Genomic DNA, 20,951 nt, shown 5'->3' with positions numbered 1-20,951 from the left:
CCGTTTGAATCAATTTGTTAACTCATCAAAAAGAAATTATGAAAAAAATTCCAGTAATTAAAATACAAATGATGTGCCGATTAATCCATATATACGTAAAGCCAAATTCTGCTATACTGGTGTAAAATTAGATGGAATCATTCCAGGAAAAGTGAGGAATTGCCAACAATGTATTTACACGGTACTAGCAGTATTAATGCTTTAGGTCATCTTGAAATCGGTGGCTGCGATACGGTTGAACTAAAAAAAGAATATGGAACACCGCTATACATCGTAGACGAGCATTTGATTCGTCAGCGTGCAAGAGAGTATATGGATGCATTCAAAGCATCAGGACTCACTTTTCAAGTAGCCTATGCAAGCAAAGCTTTCAGTGTAAAAGCAATGTGCACTCTTGTGGAACAGGAAGGTCTTTCCTTGGATGTGGTTTCAGATGGAGAATTATATACCGCAATGCAAGCGGGTTTCCCGGCAGAACGTATTCATTTTCACGGGAACAATAAAACACCTGACGAAATTGAAATGGCGCTGGATGCAAAGATTGGTTGTTTTGTAGTAGATAACTTTACTGAGATTCATCTATTGCAAGCCATGGCAGCAGAAAAGCATCAGACTGTGAAAATTTTGCTGCGGATTACTCCAGGTGTTGAAGCACATACACATGAATATATTTCTACTGGACAGACGGATTCCAAATTTGGATTTGATATTGGTAATGGATCTGCTTTTGAAGCTATAGAACTGGCAAGTAAGCAGTCTCATTTACAGCTCCTTGGTGTACATTCTCATATTGGTTCTCAAATCTTCGAAGTGGAAGGTTTCCATATGGCAGTAGAGCGTGTAGCTGGATTCGCTAGAGAAGTAAAAGAGAAGCTTGGACTTACATTCCAGGTCGTTAATCTTGGCGGTGGATTTGGAATCCGTTATGTAGAGGGGGATACACCTCTCGAAGTGTCACAGTATGTTAAAGCGATAACGGACGGTGTTAAGAATCATTTTGCAGGTATTGGTGAAGAACTTCCTGAAATCTGGGTTGAACCAGGCCGTAGTCTTGTCGGGGAAGCAGGAACTACACTGTATACCGTAGGTACAAGTAAAGAGATCCCTGGAGTTCGTAAATATGTTGCTGTCGATGGCGGAATGTCAGATAATCCACGTCCTGCATTATATGAATCTCAGTATGAAGCTATGCTGGCTAACCGTGCGAATGAACCTGCAGCTGAGACGGTATCTATCGCAGGGAAAGCTTGTGAGAGTGGAGATATGCTGATATGGGATTTGGCGCTCCCAAAAGTGGAAACAGGAGATCTCTTAGCGGTAGCTTGTACGGGTGCTTATAACTATTCAATGGCAAGCAATTATAACCGGATTCGCAGGCCCGCTGTTGTTTTTGTACAGGATGGACAAAGCGATTTGGTTGTTCGTAGAGAGAGCCACGAAGATATCGTTCGTAATGATCTGATTCCCGCACGTATGAATAAGCAAACGGTGACTTCTTAGTACAGGTTGATCATGTTCTGAAATGTCGATAGACCAAGAATCTTACCTTAGAAGCTGTGGCTTCAGGAAGAGTAGAGAGAGCTGAAAAGCTCTCTTTCTTTGGTTTATATACTTGACACCTTGGTTTATATAATCGCCACACTTTTACCAAACCGGTTAACCTGAGGTTACAGATCGAGTTAAGAGATGAAAAGTGTAGCGTATTGATTTGGGTAGGATAACAAATTAAAATAATGACTATAAAAGAGGAGATTGATCATGATGATGAAACAAGAAATGAATAAGGTTAAAGTGTACCTTGCTAGTCCGTTTTTTAATGAGGAACAAATTGACAGAGTGCAGAGAGTTGAGAAAGCACTGGAGAGTAATCCTTATGTTGGAGAGTTCTTTTCTCCAAGACTTGAGCAGCTAACCCATCTAACTATGTATACAGCAGAGTGGGCAGATGCAGTTTATCGTAATGATGTTAAGCATGTTGATTGGGCTGATGTTGTCGTTGCAGTGATTGATTATGAAGGAGAGACTGAGCTGCATGGTGTAAGACATGGACATGTAGACAGTGGTACAGCTTTTGAGATTGGTTATGCCATTGCTAAAGGTAAGCCTGTTATCATTGTGCATGAAAAGTCAGGTGTTGTTAACTTGATGATTAGCCAAAGTTGCCATGCGTACCTTGAATCTGCAGAGGCAGTTGCGGATTATCATTTTATTGACATGCCCAATATGCCTTTCACTGGAGATGTAATGTAGAGATAATTGAAGTAAGAAAAGGATATGATTCTGCTTTTTTTACTCAAGAGAGCTTTTAGGCTCTATTTTTTATGATGAGAATGCTCAAAGTTGCTTTACAGTGTTTACTCATAGTATGCTATTGGAGGCAATTTATTTTTTAGGAGGAATTACAATGGCTAAAAAAGGATATATTGTTATGGAAAATGGGGAAAAAATGGAACTTGAATTTTACCCAAATGAAGCTCCTAACACCGTAGCAAACTTCGAGAAATTGGCTAATGAGGGATTTTATGATGGAGTTATTTTCCACAGAGTAATCCCAGGTTTTGTTAGTCAAGGTGGAGACCCTACAGGTACGGGTATGGGCGGCAGCGGAACTACGATCAAATGTGAAACTGCAGGAAATCCTCATAAACATGTGGCAGGTTCCTTGTCTATGGCTCATGCAGGCAGAGATACTGGCTCCAGTCAGTTTTTCATTGTGCATGAACCACAACCACATTTAGATGGTGTTCACACTGTATTTGGTAAAGTAACTTCTGGTCTTGAAACAGCCCTTAACATGAAAAATGGGGACAAGATGGTAGAGGTTAAAGTATTTGATGTTGAATAGGATTTAGTCCGCAGGCACCCCCGAGCAGGGGTGCTTTTTTATTTTTAAGAATGAATTATTTATAGATCCTGTTGATTTTTATAGAGCAGGGTGCTACTATTTCATTAAGCTTTTTACAATTTCATATCGATTTTCCTTCGGGGCAGGGCGAAATTCCCTACCGGCGGTGATGACCTCCATGGTACGTAATTGGAATATGGATCAGTCTAAGTCCGTGACCCGCTAAGCGTATGCTTACGGTGGATCTGGTGAAACTCCGGAACCGACAGTATAGTCTGGATGAGAGAAGGAATAGAAAGTACATAGACGTTATTTGTTTATATACTAGCTATCAAATCAGTTGAGTTAGCAGAAGTTTTTCTATTTGTTATGTCTATTTATTTGGCATACCTATAATGAAGAGCTGCTTATTAGCGATTTTGATTTGTTATGCTTTTATTCGTCGTTCTCTCAGGGCCCCCGTCCGATATTATGTATCGGTTGAGGGTCTTTTTTGTTTTCTATTGCTTGAAAGAGGCATAGTGAAATGGGGTGATCTATATGGACGTAATGAATGATGAGTTCTACATGACACTTGCACTCGAAATGGCAGAAAGGGCACAGGGACAGACAGGAATTAATCCAGTTGTAGGTTGTGTTATTGTCAAAAACGGCCGAATGGTTGGGCTCGGTACTCATCTGCAAAGAGGTAAGGGGCATGCGGAAGTACATGCTCTTGAAATGGCTGGGGCAGAAGCGGAAGGAAGTACCGTTTACGTTACCTTAGAACCTTGCTCTCATTACGGCAAAACTCCTCCATGCAGTGAAAAGTTGATCAGAGCCAAAGTAAAAAAAGTGATCATTGCTTGCGAGGATCCGAATCATGAAGTTGCGGGTAAAGGAATCTCTATGCTTCGAGAGCAAGGAACTGAAGTGGAAGTGGGACTGCTTGAAGATCGTGCGAAATATCTTAACGAAAAGTTTTTTAAGTATATTACGACAGGGCTTCCTTTTGTAACGCTGAAGGCAGCTTCCACTCTAGATGGGAAAATAGCTGCCAAGAGTGGAGACAGTAAGTGGATTTCAAATGAAAAAGCGAGAGAAAATGTTCACTTGCTCCGGCATCGTCATCAAGGGATTATGGTCGGGGTAGGGACAGTAATTGCAGACAATCCCGAGTTAACAACCCGGTTAGATGTGGATGGTGTAAATCCAGTGCGGATCATCATAGATTCACAGCTTCGAACCCCTCGGGACGCGAAGGTAGTGAAAGATGGTCTTGCACCCACCATTCTGATTACAACGGAGGGAGCGGATAAGGAGCGCGCCGATTTTTTTGAGAAACAAGGTGTTCAGGTCATTCGCTCTGGTACAGGTTCAAGGGTTGATCTCTTGGCCGCACTTCGTAAACTTAGTGAACTTGAAATTGGTTCAATCCTGCTGGAGGGCGGAGGTACGTTAAACGGAGCTATGCTGGAGAACCAATTGGTAGATCGGCTCGTTATGTTCATGGCTCCTAAAATTGTCGGCGGTTATAAGAACCTCGGAAGCTTCTATTTTGAAGGAGTAGAACGTATGAGTGAAGCGATTACGCTGAGGAATCTTGAGGTAGAAATGCTGGATGATAATATCCGCATTTCAGGTGTGCCCGTCTGGCGGAAAGCGGATAAGGAGTGATGTATTTTGTTTACCGGCTTAGTTGAAGAAGTAGGAAAAGTACGGACTATAGGCCGGAAGGGCGAAGCAATGGTGCTTGGTATTTCAGCGAGTCGGGTTATGGAGGATTTAAACATTGGTGACAGTGTAGCTGTAAATGGCGTATGTCTAACCGTAACGTCGATCGAAGCTTCCGGATTTTTAGTCGATGTGATGCCTGAGACTTATAGAAGTACGAATCTGAAATTACTGGCAAACGGAAGTTTGGTTAACCTCGAAAGGGCGATGTCTGCAAAAGGTCGATTTGGTGGTCACATTGTGCAAGGTCATGTTGATGGTACAGCCCGTATTCTGTCTATTAAACGAGACCAAAATGCAGTCGTATTTGAAATAGCTCCGGTAAGTACAGAATTATTTCGTTATATCATTCCCAAAGGATCAATCACTGTGGAAGGAACCAGCTTAACCGTTGTAGATGTTACGGGGAGTGCATTTACAGTCTCGATCATTCCTCATACACTAGCTCAGACGGTGCTGGGTTATCGAAATACGGGAGATCTTATCAATATTGAATGTGATGTGATCGGAAAATATGTGAATCATTTACTCGGATATCATGAAAATAACGGACCAACGCAGAAGGATCCATCTGCTGGACTCAGTTATGATTTTTTAAGCAATCATGGTTTTTTATAAAAAATTTCATACCTCATTACAAGACTATCAAGTGAAAGCAGGTAATCATTGATGGAAAGTACATTTCATTTTCATACCGTAGAAGAAGCGATTCAGGATCTACAAAAAGGAAAGGTCGTTATCGTTGTTGACGATGAAGACCGTGAGAATGAAGGGGACCTCGTCGCCCTGGCTGAACTGGCTACGCCAGAAGTCATTAATTTTATGATTACGGAGGGCCGTGGCCTCGTATGTGTTCCGATTACGCAAGAACGAGCAAATGAGTTGGATTTAAAACCCATGGTTCAGCATAATACAGATTTTCATGGTACAGCCTTTACGGTGTCTGTAGATCATAAGCTGACAACGACAGGAATTTCGGCGCAAGAACGTTCAATGACGGTGAAGTCGCTTATTGATCCTGAGGCTGCAGGAGAGGACTTCAGAAAACCAGGGCATATGTTTCCTTTAATCGCGAAAAAAGGCGGGGTATTAAGAAGAGCAGGACATACGGAAGCCGCTGTAGATCTTGCACGAATGAGCGGAGCTTATCAAGCTGGTGTGATATGTGAAATTATTAAAGAGGATGGATCGATGGCACGTCTGCCTGATCTATTTGAAATGGCTAAAAAGCATGATCTAAAACTGATTACTATTAAAGATATGATTGCTTATCGCAATTCGCAAGAAAGACTCGTAACAAGGGAAGTTAGCGTTCGGATGCCTACTGACTTTGGCGTGTTTCAGGCAGTCGCCTATACCAATGAACTAGATAACAAAGAGCATATCGCTCTTGTCAAAGGGGAGCTGAATACAGATGAACCTGTACTGGTGCGTGTCCACTCCGAGTGCCTGACAGGCGATGTTTTCCACTCTCACAGATGTGACTGTGGACCTCAATTTGAAGCAGCTCTTCGGCAAATTCACGACAATGGAAGCGGCGTTCTGCTCTATATGCGACAAGAAGGACGAGGAATCGGACTTATTAATAAATTAAAAGCTTATAAGCTTCAGGAACAAGGACTCGATACCGTGGATGCAAATTTAAAACTTGGTTTTCCGGCAGATCTTCGGGACTATGGCATTGGTGCTCAAATTTTAAAAGACCTGGGAATTCGTAAAATCAGGCTTCTTACCAACAATCCGCGTAAGATCAAAGGTCTGGAAGGATATGGTCTAGAAGTTGTGGAACGTGTTCCCATTCAAATTGCAGAGAATGTAGAGAATACTTCCTATCTCCATACGAAGCAAGCAAAGCTCGGTCATATGTTAACGTTTGATGATATGGAACAGAACGAGAATAAAGAGTTGTAAGCGACATAAAAAGGAGATGTAGATAATGGCAAATGTTTTTGAGGGGAACTTAGTATCTGAGGGATTACGATATGGAGTTGTGGTAGCCCGGTTTAACGAGTTTTTAACAAGTAAGTTATTATCTGCTTCACTCGATGCTTTCAAGCGCCATGGAGTAAAAGATGATGAAATCGATGTGGCATGGGTTCCTGGTGCTTTTGAAATTCCGCTTGTAGCACAAAAGATGGCGGAGAGCGGTAAATATGACGCAGTTGTCACGCTGGCTACCGTCATCAGAGGGTCAACAACCCACTATGATTATGTATGTAATGAAATGTCCAAAGGAGTTGCGTCAATTAACCTGAAAACAGGTGTTCCTACCATCTTCGGACTGGTTTCAACAGAGAACATAGAGCAAGCGATTGAGCGTTCTGGAACCAAGGCAGGTAATAAAGGTTGGGACGCTGCAGTAGCAGCGATTGAAATGGCAAACTTGACGAAACAGCTAAAATAGTGCTTATTTAATGTAGTGCCCTGTACTCGTATCTTTTGTTACAATACAAAAGTTACGGGGGCAGGGCTCTTGTATTTTGTAACTGTAGCGGGAGGATGCGTCCATTGACGGTTGTAACCTATAAGCTTGAAACGTTTGAAGGACCTTTGGACCTTTTATTGCACTTGATTGACAAACATGAAATTGACATCCAAGATATTCCGATCAGTCATATTACAGATCAATATATGGACTACATTCATTCCATGCAGGAATTGGAACTTGATATTACAAGTGAATTTCTTGTCATGGCGGCAACCTTGCTTGCGATTAAATCCAAAATACTTCTTCCCAAACCACCGGTGTTTGCGGATGATGAAATCTATGATGACTACATGGAAGAGGAAATGTATGATCCTCGTGCAGAACTTGTACAGCGACTCATGGAATACCGTAAATTTAAAGGAATTGCTCGTCATCTGCATGAAAGGGAATCTGAAAGAAGTTTGATCTTCTCTAAGGAGCCGGAAGACCTGACTCCATACGTTCAGGTAGAGCCAAGTAATCCGGTGCAGGGACTTCATACCTCAGATTTAATAGCAGCTTTTCAAAAAGCGCTAAGCAGATCTTCCAGGCAGCCGGCTGTGGCTAAAATTCATCGGGATGAAATATCGGTCAAAGATCGGATTCGTGATGTGGCAGGAGCACTGCAAGCCAAAGGTTATGGTGGGAAGATGTTATTTTCCAAGCTTTTTCATGAAGAAATGATCCGTCAAGAAGTAGTAGTAACGTTTTTAGCGATTTTGGAGTTGATGAAAATGAAAAAAATTGTATGTTACCAGGAACGATTGTTTGAAGATATCGTGATGGAATGGAGAGGGGAAAAACAGATCGATGGACTTGCGAACATTGAAATCGATTATTGAGGGACTTTTGTTTTTAGCGGGAGAGGAAGGGCTGGGCGTTAAGCAGCTCTCGGAAATCGTTAACGAGTCTCAAGATATCGTGGCTGGTGCCCTCGAGGAGCTAAAACAAGAGTATGCAGAACAGCAGAGAGGTCTACAAATTCTGAAAATTGCCGGCAATTTTCAAATGAGTACACTTCCGGATCACGCTCCGTATTTTGAAAAACTAGCCTATTCGCCGTCACGTTCTTCTCTTTCCCAGGCAGCTCTTGAAACGCTGTCCATCATTGCTTATCGTCAGCCGATCACAAGAATTGAGATTGAAGAAATTCGCGGAGTCAAATCGGAACGAGCGATTCATACGCTGGTCAACAAAGATTTGATACACGAAGTAGGAAGAGCGGAAGCCATTGGCAGACCGATTCTCTATGGAACAACAAAAGCATTCCTTGATTATTTTGGTCTTGGATCCATTAAGGATCTGCCAGAACCTAATTTATTTGAGGAAGCTGAAGCGCAAGAAGAAGAAACCCAACTTCTGTTCACTAAGCTTGAACAGACTGGGTTTGAGGAAGATAACTAACAAAATAGTTAAATGAGAAACCGACGCTCTTTTTTAGGAGTATCGGTTTCTTTTTGTTCTGCAGCAGAATGCTTTCCATTTTTTATGAACATACTAGACTGATGTATGCATGAAAGTAAGCAGAGAGACTTATAAAACAGGAGGAAACCCGCGTGTGGATCTGGATTGGATTGATATTTTTAGCTGTTATAATTCTACTCCTCATCTTGGCCTTGTTATCCAATATACATATTGAAGCTAGTATAAAGACGCGAAACACTCAAGCAAAAATGGAATTTCGAGTGAAATTGGTATATGGTGCCGTCCGATTTCATTACGAACTTCCAGCTGAACGTTTTGAAGAACTTAAGAGACAGTTTGCTCAACTCGTAGCAGATAAATTGTCCGATAAAAAGGGTGACGATGGATCTCAAAATGATCCTTCCACTAATAAGCGAGGCAAAAAAGGATTCAATTATCAAATCAAGGACCTTATGAAAAGTGCTTATGCACTTCGTATCTGGGAGACAAATGACTTTTCCCAGCTCCACATAACGAAACTTGTTTGGCAAACCAGGCTTGGTACGGAGGATGTGGTAACCACCTCTGTACTGACCGGCTTGTTGTGGGGGATTAAAAACACCTTGCTCGGGTGGTTGTCTTACAAAGTGACGTTTACAGACGGTCCTAATCTAAAAGTAAAGGCGATCTGGGAGGAAAAGTGGTCCTTGGATACCCTTCTCGAGTTTCGGGCTTATATTCGGTTTTTTAGGTTGATGAAAATCTTCCGTACCATAAGTCACAGTATCGTGAATGCACATGGTGGAATTTGGGCTTGGCGACGAGAGTTAAGCAGCAGAGAATAACTTAGAATCTTTTTTCTTAAATATACACATAGCAAGAGGAAAAGTTGGGAAACCTATATTATGTCAAACTATTGATTAGCAGGAGGTATGTATTCTATGTCCGATCATCCGATTCAAGGTCTAATGAAAACAGCCATGGAAAATATTAAAGCGATGGTTGATGTAAATACCATTGTAGGCGATGCAGTAGAAACACCAGACGGTACTGTTATTTTGCCGATTAGCCGTGTTGGTTTTGGATTTGCAGCAGGAGGCAGTGATTTTCATCTAGAAACAGAACAGCAGCATGACCGCAGTAGTGCTCATTCGCCATCAGCCGTTCCTTTTGGCGGAGGCAGCGGGGGTGGTGTATCCATACATCCGATCGCTTTTCTTGTTGTGGGAAAAGATGGAGTAAATATCGTTCCTCTAGATAACAATACGCATTTGTTCGAGAAAATTATTGATCAAGCGCCGAAATTAATTGATCAAATGCAGCAGCTTTTCAAAAATAATCAAACAAACACAACAACAACTCTTTCTTCTTCCCAATAGAAGCACCAAAACAAATTCCCTTCCAGTCTTGTGCTGGAAGGGAATTTGTTTTGGTAACGACAAGCGGTTTGATTAAACAAGGACATACTTCGATGGACAAGGACATAGTATAGTACAAGATTCTGCAAAAGGACCCGGAGGAGAACTTATGAAACTATTAAAAAAATGTAGTATGTTGCCCTTGGTAGTAACACTTATGTTATCACCTCTTACTGCTTATGCTGATCATAAACCCGAACATAAGGAACCCCCAGCACTTCATACCAATGCAGAAACCGCTTCTCTTATTGATGTGAGTTCGGGCCGTATTCTGTACAGCAAAGACGGAGATAAAGAAATGAGAATCGCAAGCCTAACCAAAATCATGACTGCCCTCGTTGCAGTGGAAAAAATGGACTTAAAGAGCATGGTAACTGTAAGTAAAAATGCAGCCGGTAAGGAAGGCTCCTCTTTGTATTTGAAACTTGGAGAGAAAATGTCACTGGAGAATATGCTGTACGGCCTTATGCTCCGCTCAGGAAACGACGCAGCAACCGCGATTGCTGAACACGTTGGGGGATCAGAAGAAGGGTTCGTTCACTTAATGAATCAGAAGGCGGAGGAAATCGGGCTCAGTCACACTCAGTTTAAGAACCCGCACGGGCTTGATGCCGAAGGTCACTATTCTACAGCTAATGATGTGGCCAAGCTAACCGCGTACGCACTTCATAATGCGGATTTCAAACGCATTGTCGGTACGCAGCAGAAAAAAGCACCCAATCCGAATGAATCCTGGGATTATAATTGGCTGAATAAAAACAAGATGTTGCGGCTTTATGAAGGAGCAGACGGAGTAAAAACCGGGTATACTAAGATGGCATTCAGGTGTCTTGTGAGTTCTGCAACTCGCGAAGGGCAACAGCTCGCAGCGGTAACTTTAAATGATGGGGATGACTGGAGCGATCATGCTAAAATGCTGAACTATGGATTTGAGCATTATCCGCTTGTTGATCTCGCACAAAAAGGCCAGTCCATTCAAAAATTTCAATATGTTACAGGTAACTCATTTAAGTACCCTTTACTAGCTTCCGAAGCGGGAAGTATTAAAACAAAGCTGATTCTTTATGATCAGCAGCTTGAAGAAGCTAAAAAAATTGTGGACAAGGATGCAGACTTTGGGCTTAAAGGACGGGTTGAGTTTATGCTGAATGGAGTAAAAATCGGTCATATCCCCGTGTATAAAAAGGGAAGTTATATTCCGAAAGATACTTCAGCCGAAACTTCCGTTTTATCTTATAATCTGGTTCATAAAAGCACATTTTTAAGTTCACTCCGAGAAGTACTCGGCCAAATATTCACAAGGGAATAAAGGAATCCGAAGCGGGAGGGGTTCGCGTTGATAAATGTCATTTGGCTTGCCATGATTGTGATTGGATTTTGTTTTGCAGCGGCAAAAGGGAACATTGAAGTCGTTACTCAGTCCGCCTTTGATGGTGCTGCTACGGGTGTAACGGTATGTTTTGGACTCATTAGTGTTCTTGTCTTCTGGATGGGAATGATGAAGATGGCAGAAGATGCTGGATTACTGTCTAAGATTGCAAAACTTCTAGGACCCATTGTTGCTTTCTTATTTCCTGATGTTCCTAAAAATCATCCTGCCATGGGATATATCCTCTCCAATATGAGTGCCAACTTACTGGGACTTGGAAATGCGGCTACTCCAATGGGGATAAAAGCAATGCAGCAGCTACAGGAACTGAATCCGGATAAACAAGTAGCAAGTCCAGCGATGTGCACACTGCTGGCTATAAATACAGCAAGCATTACCTTGATTCCGACCACACTGATAGCGATCCGGCTGAATTATCATTCTGCCAATCCTGCTGAAATTGTGGGGACGACCCTTGTTGCTACTGCTTTTGCAACGGCGGCAGCCATTATGCTGGATCGCTATTACCGCAGTAGATTGCCGAGGACACCTAAACGCATCGTAGATAGAACACAGCCGCCGCCCCCGGAAACAAGTGTGAAAGGGTGAGCACATGTTAGCGTTCATTAATCTCATTTCTACATGGGCCATCCCAATTATTATTGCTTTTGTTCCATTATATGCCTATTACCGTAAGGTCCTTGTGTATGAATCCTTTGTAGACGGAGCCAAAGAGGGATTTGGAACTGCAATTTCTATCATTCCTCAGCTTGTAGCTATGATGGTGGCAATCAGTGTATTTCGTGCTTCGGGAGCACTTGATTTCTTTTTGAGTTTCTTTACTCCCTTTTTTCAGTGGATGGGGGTTCCTTCTGAAATATTACCTCTTGGTATACTTCGGCCGCTGACAGGGACAGGTTCTCTTGCCTTTACAACGGATTTGATTGGAACCTATGGTCCAGACTCCATGATTGGAAGAATCGCTTCAACAGTACAAGGAAGCACGGATACGACGCTGTATGTACTTACTGTTTATTTTGGGGCTGTCGGTATTAGAAATAGCAGATATGCACTCAAAGTGGGACTTTTATCTGATCTAGTTGGCTTTGTTGCAGCTATTTTTATATGTCTTCTTGTATTTGGTTAAAACCTGTTTACCCTGATCGCAAGCCCTTGGAGAATGCCCCGAGGGTTATTTCCTTTTCATAACCTTGTTATTTCTCCTTCTGATGGGTATCATTAATTCCTGAGGTGACTTATTGAATATGGAGAGATTACAAAAAATTATTGCACAAGCAGGGATTGCTTCCAGACGTAAAAGCGAAGAGCTTATTCTGTCCGGTAAGGTTGAAGTCAACGGAGAAGTAGTGACCGAGCTTGGTACGAAAGCAAATCCCGATGAGGATATCATTACGGTAAACGGCAAGCCGATTCGTAGTGAGAAGAAAATTTATATCATGCTGAATAAGCCAAAAGGAGTCATCACAAGTGCTTCTGACCCAGAAGGCAGAAAAATTGTGTCAGACTATCTGAAAGGAATCAAAGAAAGAGTCTATCCGGTAGGAAGACTGGATTATGATACCGAAGGACTGCTTTTGCTAACGAATGATGGTGAATTTGCACATCTGTTGACGCATCCGAAGCATCATGTACCTAAGACTTATTTGGCTACTGTAAAAGGAGTTCCGCACGGAACTGCACTCGATCAGCTGAGAAAAGGAATTATGCTGGACGATGGAATGACATATCCTGCAGAAGTGGAATATAAGGATGTAGATACCGATAAGAAAGAAGCGGTCATTAGTATTACGATTCATGAAGGACGTAACCGGCAGGTTCGGCGTATGTTCGAAGCCATCAATCATCCGGTAACCAGACTAAAACGGATATCTTTTGGCGGACTCCTCCTTCAAAACTTGAAACGGGGACTATATCGGCACTTGACCAAAGAAGAAATTAATAACTTGATGCAATCTGCTCAATCCGCTGCAGAGAAGAATAACAAAAAATAAATCCGTAAGGACACATAATTTTCAAAAAACAGACGAAGTTTTGTGACATTTTTCGTTATAATTATCCATAGGCTGGATAATTGGACATAATTGTCATAAAAGGAGCGCATTAACGATGGGGAAATCAAAACGAACCGTTCAGGTTATTATTTTGATATTCATTGTCATCTTGGGTGCCTACGCCATTGGCTCGTCTGTTTTTGGTTCGGATGGAAAACCCGGTGTCGGTGATCGTGTGCCTGATTTTGAACTGCTTGGAATGGATGGTAAAGTTCATACCCTTGCAGAATACAAGGATAAGGTCATGGTTATCAATTTCTGGGGGACTTGGTGTGAGCCATGTGTTGATGAAATGCCCGCCTTGCAGAAACAATGGGACAAATGGAAAGAGCAGGGCGTGGTATTCATCGGCGTAAATGTAGGGGAAGATCAGATGACGGTGGATCAGTTTGTTCGCGGAGTCGGTGTAGATTTTCCGATTATGTATGACAAGGGAAGAAAAGTGACAGGTGAGTTTGGTATTTCACCGATGCCTTCTACTTTTTTTGTATCTAAAGACGGAAAAATCTCCGAGAAATTTGAAGGTCAGCTGAATTTGGACACGTTGGAGTACAAAATCAAGCAGCTAGTCAATTCAAATTGAAGGAATAGGAGGTTAACGTCACCATGATTCAAAACACAAAGTGTGAATGTGGCCACCAGAATCCAGTGGGTACCGTACTGTGTGAAGCCTGCGGTAAACCGCAAGATGAAAAAGATCTTGTTTCCACTGAACTGCTTGAAATGCGTTATGACGGCAGGGCGAGGCGTTCACAGCGAAGTAATCCAAATGCGATTGACCGAGTATGGAATTTCTTCTCATCTGTTAAAGTGGCGATCTATTTGATCGTCTTTACTTTGGTTGGAGCCATGCTTGGAACGATTTACCCACAGGAGAATGCTTTTGTTAATCTAGATCCTTCTGTCTACTACAAAGAAACGTATGGTCTGCCAGGAAACATCTATTACATATTAGGACTATCACATACATACGAATCCTGGTGGTTTATTTTACTGCTTGTTATGATCGGTGCTTCTCTTGTTATTTGCAGCATAGATCGGGTACTGCCGCTGTATAAGGCACTTAACAAGCAACGTATTCCTAAACATATGCAGTTCCTAACAAGACAAAGAATTACCTATCAGACAGAAATGTCGGAAGAGCAAACAAAAGAATGGATTGAGAAAGCGGTTACCCCGCTTAAGAAAAAAGGATACCGTGTAAAAACAGACGAATCTGCACTGCTTGCAGAAAAGTATCGTTTTAGCCGGTGGGGTCCCTATGTTATACATATTGGACTGATTATTTTCTTGCTGGCCGTATTGGCAAGAGGGCTGCCTGGCCTGCATATGGACAAGCATGTTGCTTTTCCGCAAGGTGAAATTGTAAATTTACCGGATACTACGTTCTATCTCGAAAATGTAAACTTCCGGGTGGAATATTACAGTGAGGAAGAAACGCCGGAAGAGTTTAAGAATGTAGGGAGAATTGTTCCTAAGCTGTTTGAGACTGAAGCTAAATTATATGAATGTACAGCTGATTGTACAGATCTATCAAAAGAGCCGCAGTTAAAACAGGTAGATCACCATTTCATTCAAGTGAATGACCCGCTAGATTACAAAGGACTTAAAGCGTACCAGTACGATTATGATTTGACTCCTATTCTTAGGGCTGTTTCTCCAGAAGTTATAGATACGAAAACAGGTGAATCTTATGGAACAATTGAGCTTAGTATGAATAATCCGCAGCTTGAGTATGAAGCAGGACCTTATCATTTGAAACTAACTAGCAAATTTATGGATTTTGGCTTAAATGACCGGGGAGAACCGGTATCCAAGACTCCAAATCCCAATGCGCCTGCCTTTTTGTTTACAGTGACAGGCAAGGATCTTCCAGCAGACGGGGTGAAGTATCTTTATTTTCCGAAGGAAATTGATAAGGAACGTTTTCAGCAGGATCTAATTAATGAAAGACTAAGTGAAGGAAACATGCCGCTTAGGCTTGATGTGAACGGAATGGATAATGTCGACATCATTAACTCCACTACGTATCTTAATATTCGTGTTGATAAAGCCATGCCGTTTGTTTGGCTCGGAGCAGCGATTGTTATGCTGGGTCTGATCATGGGATTCTACTGGCAGCATCGCAGAATTTGGATTCGAATTGACCAGGGAACTCTTACCTTGGGTGCCCATACCAATAAAAACTGGATTGGTCTAAGGCGAGAAGTGGCTGATGTGCTGAAGAAAGGTAATCTTATAGTGGATGAAAAGTCACTGGACAACGGAGGGAATAAAGCGTGAACATGCTTAACGTAAGCAGTAATGCATTTATGATTGCCTTTTTCTTATATTGTGGAGCTTTTATCGTACATGCAATCGCCGTTATGGGTCGCAAGTTCAGTAATCGAGAGCCGGAAGCTCATGTTAGAAAATGGGGGAGATATGGCTTGATTCTTACCTTAATCGGCCTAGGATCACAGCTCGTTTATTTTTTCACCAGATGGGCAGGGTCAGGACATATCCCCGTGTCTAATATGTATGAATTTATGACCTTCTTGTCTATGATGGTCATTGTTGCTTTTGCGATCCTTTACATGATATATAAAACATCGCTTCTCGGGCTCTTTGCACTGCCGATTACCATTATACTAATGGCATATGCAGCAGTCTTTCCACAGGAGGTACAGCCTCTGGTTCCATCCCTGAAATCGATTTGGCTGAATATCCACGTTACCCTTGCTGCTCTTGGTGAATCATTCTTTGCAGTGGGCTTTGCCGCAGGGCTGATGTATTTGCTAAGAACGGTTAAATTCGATAGTTCTGCAAAAGTTGATAAAAGACAGCAAAAGTGGCTTGAATTTACGTTAGTTGTTATTATTATTGTTATAGGGTTTATTGGTACCGTATTTGCCTTTCGCGCAAGCGGGTACGAAGCGGTATTTGTTCAGCAACAGGTGACGGACGTTGACACCGGGGGGACAAATAATAGTAAAATAGAGAAAGTCATTTATCACATGCCGCCTCTTGTAGCACCACATAACAGTGATACAGAAAGTTATACTTCATTCTTAGGAATGAAAGAACCTTTATTTGAAGCACCTTCATGGATGAATGGTGTAAATGCAGGACGCAAACTGAATACAGTCATATGGTCTGTGATTTCGGGTCTGCTATTATACGGGGTGCTTCGATTAATTATTAGGAAACCACTTAGCCGGGCGCTGAGTCCTTATCTGGCGGATATTGATCCTGACGATTTGGATGAAATCAGTTACCGCGCAATTGCGATAGGATTTCCCATCTTCACCTTAGGTGCACTTATATTTGCCATGATATGGGCAGAGATCGCTTGGGGACGGTTTTGGGGCTGGGATCCCAAGGAAGTATGGGCACTAATTACTTGGCTCTATTACAGTGCTTATTTGCATCTTCGTTTGTCTAAAGGTTGGCAGGGACGTAATTCCGCATGGCTTGCTGTACTCGGCTTCCTGATCGTGATGTTTACACTGGTTGGCGTGAACTTGATTATCGCTGGACTTCATTCCTATGCTGGAACAGAATAACTGGAAATGAAGTTTATGTTTTTATTGAGGATAGAACATACTATGAGAACTGGTTTAAGAAAGTGAGGCGAATCGTACGAATGGCAGATCATGAGAACCGGATACTCGTCGTCGATGATGAAGAAAGAATTCGGCGTTTGTTAAAGATGTATCTGGAAAAAGAAGGCTATGACATCGACGAGGCGGAGGATGGTGAATCCGCACTCAGTAAAGCGACATCAGAAGATTATGGCTTGATCTTGCTGGACGTAATGTTGCCGGGTATGGATGGTATTGAAGTGTGTACTAGGTTGCGTCAAGTGAAATCAACTCCCGTACTGATGCTTACAGCCAAAGGGGAAGAAATCAATCGCGTACAGGGTTTTGAAGTTGGGGCAGATGATTACGTTGTTAAGCCTTTCAGCCCTCGTGAAGTAATCTACCGAGTTAAAGCTATTTTGCGTAGAGCTTCTGCAACCGCTTATCTATCTAAAGAAAGTAATTCAAGCAATAATATTGTTTTTCCTCACTTACTTATTGAGCATGATGCTCACCGGGTTACAGCGAATGGGTCAGAAGTTAGTCTTACTCCGAAAGAGTACGAACTGCTGCATTATCTCGCTGTATCGCCGGACAAGGTCTTCTCCAGAGAAGATTTACTTAAAGATGTGTGGAATTATGAGTTTTTTGGCGACTTACGTACGGTGGATACCCATGTGAAACGTCTTCGTGAGAAGCTGAATAAAGTTTCTCCAGAAGCAGCATCGATGATAACAACGGTATGGGGAGTTGGATATAAGCTGGAGGTTCCGAAGTAGTGAAATTTTGGAAATCACTAGTTGGCAAGCTGTGGTACACCATCATACTATTAGTGGCCTGCATCCTCATGACACTGGGGGTGTTCCTCCTCCCATACATTGACAGCAATTTCTCTGCGGATGAGTCCGGTGAAATTAAGAAGATGTTTGTGCTTGTCTGTATTGTTGGATTTAGTTTAACTACTTTTTTTGCACTCTTTCTTCTAAGTAAAATAACACAACCGATGCAGAAGCTGATTCAAGCAACAAATGAGATTCGTAAAGGAAATTATGATACTAGACTCTCTTTAGTTACAAGCGATGAGATCGGTGAGCTCGCGAGCACCTTTAATCATATGGCGGGAGAATTAGAAGATACGATTCGGAACCTCAACCATGAGAAAGAACGTGTTGCAAGCGTCCTGCGCAGTATGAGGGATGCAGTCGTATCTTTTGATAGTGAAGGGAAGATTATTTCTACGAATCCGCAAGGTGCAAAATTGATGTCAGCTTGGCAAGGAATTGAATGGAACAAGATCGATGTTAGATACTCTCCTCAGGAACAGAATGAGGATACGGATAATGATGTCCCTGAACCGCTGAGACCACTGTTTAAAGCGGTGGTAAGCCATGGAGAAGACCAAAGTGCAGAAGTACATGTAAAACAGAGTGTATGGTCCGTACAGATGGCTCCATTGCATACAGAACCAGGAAACCGAGGGGCCGTTGCGGTACTGAGGGATGTGACGGAGGAAGCACATTTAGAGAAGATGCGCAGTGACTTTATAGCGAACATTTCTCATGAGATTAGAACTCCGTTATCGATGATTCAAGGGTACAGTGAGGCACTGCTTGATGGAATGGCAGCTTCTCCAAAAGAAAGCGAAGAACTAATACAAGTTATTCATGATGAATCTCTGCGAATGGGCAGATTAGTTAAGGATCTGCTGGATCTTGCTCGGATGGAAGCGGGGCATATTGATGTCACCCTCGACAGAGTGGATTTGAACCAGCTGCTTGATCGTGTATATCGCAAGTTTAGTGTGGCTGCTAAAGATCAGGGGTTACTCTTAGAGTATAAACATGCAGATGGACCTTTGATACTCGAAGCAGCCGACGAGGACAAGCTGGAACAGGTATTTACCAACTTACTTGATAATGCTTTCAGACACACCCCGTCAGGGAAACATATTTATATTATCTCTTCTATGATCAGCGAGGATGAACTGGAGATTCGTATTCAAGACGAAGGGAAAGGAATTCCTCGGGAGGATCTGCCTTTTATCTTTGAAAGATTCTATAAGGCAGATAAAGCAAGAGTTCGTGATGTAGGCCGTGGAACTGGTCTTGGGCTTGCCATTGTTAAGCACATCATTGATGCGCACAAAGGGACAATTGAAGTAGACAGTATTCATGGAGAAGGTACAGAGTTCACGGTTCTACTTCCTATAAAACAACACAAATCGGATAAATCAAAGCTTACTTGATCTTATCTACGAAAAAGCACCTATTGGAAGGTGCTTTTTTTGTTGAACAGTACCGATTAATCTTGTTCAACGTGGAACAATTTTATTTATAACCTGTTAGATCGTGTAAATAAAAATGAGAACAAGGGCAGTGTTTATAAAATGATGGAGCATAAGAAAAAAAGCTGACCGAGATGGCCAGCTTTTTATTATATTACAGATGAATGACAAATTATTTTTGAAGTACAATTTCTTGAGCTGTATTCAGTTCAGGCAGTTCTGTAAGTTTTTTGAGTACTTCTTTAGGTACTTCTTTATCAACCGTCAGAATCATAATAGCAGCTCCGCCAATAATTTTACGTCCTACTTGCATGGAGGCAATATTTACATCATTCTCACCAAGAAGCGTACCTACACGGCCGATGATTCCCGGTTTATCGTTATGAGAAATGAAAATTTGATGATCTTCAGGAGCAAAGTCAACTGGGAAATGATCGAGTCTAACAATACGCTCGCCATATCCAGCGAGAAGTGTTCCAGCAATACGTCTTTCTTGCTCATGTTGGTTTTTGAGTGTCACGGTAATCAAGTTAGTGAAACCTTTTGTACGCGGCGCTTGGGATACGACAACGTTAATATCGCGAATCTTCGCTAAATGCAGAGAGTTTACGATATTAGCTTCACTTCCAAGATGTCTCTCAAGTATGCCTTTTAAAACATAACGCGTCAGCTGCTGAGTATCAACTTCCGACAAGTCGCCAGAGTAGTCAATATGGATTTCCTGAATTGCTTCATTTGCCATCTGAGCTGCGAAGCTTCCCAGAGTTTCGCCAAGTTTGAAATAAGGTTGAATAATATTCATCACACTTGGAGCCACAGGAGGCATATTAACCGCATTTTTAAAAGGTTCGTTCCGTAAGATATGAAGCACTTGCTCAGATACGTCAATCGCTACGTTCTCTTGTGCTTCTACTGTAGATGCACCAAGGTGAGGAGTAACGATGATATTCGGATGACTTAGGAATGGATGATCCGCTGCAGGAGGCTCACTTTCAAATACGTCAAAGGCAGCACCTGCTACAATCCCCTCATCAATAGCTTCAATTAATGCCATCTCATCAATAATTCCGCCACGCGCACAGTTGATGATTCTCATGCCTTTTTTCATGACTTCAAATTGTGGCCGAGCAATCATATGCTTTGTTTCTGGAGTCAGTGGAGTATGGACGGTCATGAAATCTGCGTTACGAATAATATCATCAACGGAAGCCAGGGTAACACCCATTTTCTCAGCACGTTCTTTCGTTAAGAATGGATCGTAGCCGAGAATGTTCATGCCAAATGCTTTGGCTCTTTTTGCTACTTCACTGCCGATTCTACCCATGCCAAGGACACCAAGTGTTTTGTTGCGAAGTTCTACACCAAGGAACGTTTTACGATCCCATGTTCCGTTTATCGTTTTAGCATATGCTTGAGGAATATGTCTTGCTAGAGCCATCATCATCGCAAATGTATGTTCACAAGTAGTGATGGTATTTCCATCAGGCGCATTAATAACGATAATACCTCGCTCAGTAGCTGCTTCGAGATTGATATTGTCAACACCAACTCCGGCACGACCAACCACTTTGAGGCGTGTGCCAGCTTTCATAATGGCAGGAGTTACACGAGTTTGACTGCGTACAAGAAGTGCATCATAATCTCCAATAATTTGAATAAGTTCATCTTCCGAAAGACCTGTCTTTTTATCAACTACAACATCCTCAGCATCCATAAGCTGCTGAATTCCCAAATCGCTGATTGGATCAGATACCAAAACTTTTAACATTGATCATCGTCCTCCTTGATTTTGAACAACATGTATAGAATAAGAAGC

Annotated in this window: 21 protein-coding genes and 1 riboswitch; of the genes, 20 read left to right on the top strand and 1 reads right to left on the bottom strand. The window is 42.1% G+C overall.

Annotated elements, in window-relative coordinates:
* Positions 1 to 168: 168 nt before the first annotated feature.
* The 20 genes from lysA (at position 169) to GQY27_RS08685 (ending at position 19,096) form a co-directional block, all read left to right on the top strand.
* Positions 169 to 1,500 carry a diaminopimelate decarboxylase gene (gene lysA, locus GQY27_RS08780; protein WP_160033361.1) on the top strand — a complete coding sequence of 444 codons (1,332 nt, stop codon included), beginning with the start codon at positions 169 to 171 and terminating at the stop codon, positions 1,498 to 1,500.
* Between the two features lie 258 nt (positions 1,501 to 1,758).
* The gene (locus GQY27_RS08775) at positions 1,759 to 2,250 is read left to right on the top strand and encodes a nucleoside 2-deoxyribosyltransferase (protein WP_201450708.1); all 492 of its coding nucleotides are present in this window, start codon (positions 1,759 to 1,761) and stop codon (positions 2,248 to 2,250) included.
* A gap of 154 nt (positions 2,251 to 2,404) precedes the next feature.
* Positions 2,405 to 2,845, top strand: a complete 441-nt coding sequence (locus tag GQY27_RS08770) for a peptidylprolyl isomerase (protein ID WP_160033359.1) — start codon at positions 2,405 to 2,407, stop codon at positions 2,843 to 2,845.
* Between the two features lie 129 nt (positions 2,846 to 2,974).
* Positions 2,975 to 3,140: riboswitch (FMN riboswitch) on the top strand.
* 245 nt (positions 3,141 to 3,385) lie between these two features.
* Complete coding sequence (gene ribD / locus GQY27_RS08765) at positions 3,386 to 4,501, top strand: bifunctional diaminohydroxyphosphoribosylaminopyrimidine deaminase/5-amino-6-(5-phosphoribosylamino)uracil reductase RibD (protein ID WP_160033357.1); 1,116 nt, start codon at positions 3,386 to 3,388, stop codon at positions 4,499 to 4,501.
* A gap of 6 nt (positions 4,502 to 4,507) precedes the next feature.
* Complete coding sequence (gene ribE, locus GQY27_RS08760) at positions 4,508 to 5,176, top strand: riboflavin synthase (protein ID WP_160033355.1); 669 nt, start codon at positions 4,508 to 4,510, stop codon at positions 5,174 to 5,176.
* A 51-nt stretch (positions 5,177 to 5,227) separates the two neighbouring features.
* Entirely contained in the window at positions 5,228 to 6,469 is a 1,242-nt protein-coding gene (locus tag GQY27_RS08755) for a bifunctional 3,4-dihydroxy-2-butanone-4-phosphate synthase/GTP cyclohydrolase II (RefSeq protein ID WP_160033353.1), read from the top strand.
* 25 nt (positions 6,470 to 6,494) lie between these two features.
* On the top strand, positions 6,495 to 6,962 hold the full coding sequence (gene ribH, locus GQY27_RS08750; protein WP_160033351.1) for a 6,7-dimethyl-8-ribityllumazine synthase: 468 nt from the start codon (positions 6,495 to 6,497) through the stop codon (positions 6,960 to 6,962).
* Positions 6,963 to 7,066: 104 nt separating this feature from the next.
* The gene (locus GQY27_RS08745) at positions 7,067 to 7,867 is read left to right on the top strand and encodes a segregation and condensation protein A (RefSeq protein ID WP_236570538.1); all 801 of its coding nucleotides are present in this window, start codon (positions 7,067 to 7,069) and stop codon (positions 7,865 to 7,867) included.
* Positions 7,836 to 8,429, top strand: a complete 594-nt coding sequence (gene scpB / locus GQY27_RS08740) for an SMC-Scp complex subunit ScpB (RefSeq protein WP_160033347.1) — start codon at positions 7,836 to 7,838, stop codon at positions 8,427 to 8,429. The genes GQY27_RS08745 and scpB overlap by 32 nt, the downstream gene beginning before the upstream one ends.
* 152 nt (positions 8,430 to 8,581) lie before the next feature.
* Positions 8,582 to 9,274, top strand: a complete 693-nt coding sequence (locus tag GQY27_RS08735; RefSeq protein WP_160033345.1) for a DUF2953 domain-containing protein — start codon at positions 8,582 to 8,584, stop codon at positions 9,272 to 9,274.
* A 96-nt stretch (positions 9,275 to 9,370) separates the two neighbouring features.
* Entirely contained in the window at positions 9,371 to 9,808 is a 438-nt protein-coding gene (ytfJ, locus tag GQY27_RS08730; protein WP_160033343.1) for a GerW family sporulation protein, read from the top strand.
* Between the two features lie 148 nt (positions 9,809 to 9,956).
* Entirely contained in the window at positions 9,957 to 11,156 is a 1,200-nt protein-coding gene (locus GQY27_RS08725; RefSeq protein ID WP_160033341.1) for a D-alanyl-D-alanine carboxypeptidase family protein, read from the top strand.
* A 27-nt stretch (positions 11,157 to 11,183) separates the two neighbouring features.
* Entirely contained in the window at positions 11,184 to 11,825 is a 642-nt protein-coding gene (locus tag GQY27_RS08720) for a nucleoside recognition domain-containing protein (protein WP_160033339.1), read from the top strand.
* 4 nt (positions 11,826 to 11,829) lie between these two features.
* The gene (locus GQY27_RS08715; RefSeq protein ID WP_160033337.1) at positions 11,830 to 12,363 is read left to right on the top strand and encodes a spore maturation protein; all 534 of its coding nucleotides are present in this window, start codon (positions 11,830 to 11,832) and stop codon (positions 12,361 to 12,363) included.
* Positions 12,364 to 12,481: 118 nt separating this feature from the next.
* Positions 12,482 to 13,228: a pseudouridine synthase gene (locus GQY27_RS08710; protein ID WP_160033335.1), complete on the top strand. Its 747-nt coding sequence runs from the start codon at positions 12,482 to 12,484 to the stop codon at positions 13,226 to 13,228.
* Between the two features lie 115 nt (positions 13,229 to 13,343).
* The gene (locus tag GQY27_RS08705; RefSeq protein ID WP_160033333.1) at positions 13,344 to 13,871 is read left to right on the top strand and encodes a redoxin domain-containing protein; all 528 of its coding nucleotides are present in this window, start codon (positions 13,344 to 13,346) and stop codon (positions 13,869 to 13,871) included.
* 23 nt (positions 13,872 to 13,894) lie between these two features.
* Positions 13,895 to 15,571, top strand: coding sequence for a cytochrome c biogenesis protein ResB (resB, locus tag GQY27_RS08700; RefSeq protein ID WP_160033331.1), 1,677 nt, complete (start codon positions 13,895 to 13,897; stop codon positions 15,569 to 15,571).
* The gene (ccsA, locus tag GQY27_RS08695; protein WP_160033329.1) at positions 15,568 to 16,833 is read left to right on the top strand and encodes a cytochrome c biogenesis protein CcsA; all 1,266 of its coding nucleotides are present in this window, start codon (positions 15,568 to 15,570) and stop codon (positions 16,831 to 16,833) included. The genes resB and ccsA overlap by 4 nt, the downstream gene beginning before the upstream one ends.
* 80 nt (positions 16,834 to 16,913) lie before the next feature.
* A complete protein-coding gene (locus GQY27_RS08690; RefSeq protein WP_160033327.1) occupies positions 16,914 to 17,630 on the top strand; it encodes a response regulator transcription factor in 717 nt (238 codons plus the stop codon).
* A complete protein-coding gene (locus tag GQY27_RS08685) occupies positions 17,630 to 19,096 on the top strand; it encodes an ATP-binding protein (protein WP_160033325.1) in 1,467 nt (488 codons plus the stop codon). Before GQY27_RS08690 ends, GQY27_RS08685 begins: the two co-directional genes overlap by 1 nt.
* A 211-nt stretch (positions 19,097 to 19,307) precedes the next feature.
* On the opposite strand, the gene serA is transcribed toward GQY27_RS08685, so the two are convergent.
* The gene (gene serA / locus GQY27_RS08680; RefSeq protein ID WP_160033323.1) at positions 19,308 to 20,903 is read right to left on the bottom strand and encodes a phosphoglycerate dehydrogenase; all 1,596 of its coding nucleotides are present in this window, start codon (positions 20,901 to 20,903) and stop codon (positions 19,308 to 19,310) included.
* Positions 20,904 to 20,951 lie beyond the last annotated feature (48 nt).

This window comes from Paenibacillus sp. An7, from assembly GCF_009870785.1.
Lineage (GTDB): Bacteria > Bacillota > Bacilli > Paenibacillales > Paenibacillaceae > Paenibacillus.
Note: the sequence above shows the minus strand (reverse complement) of the source record. Positions and strands in the feature narration are given on the sequence as shown.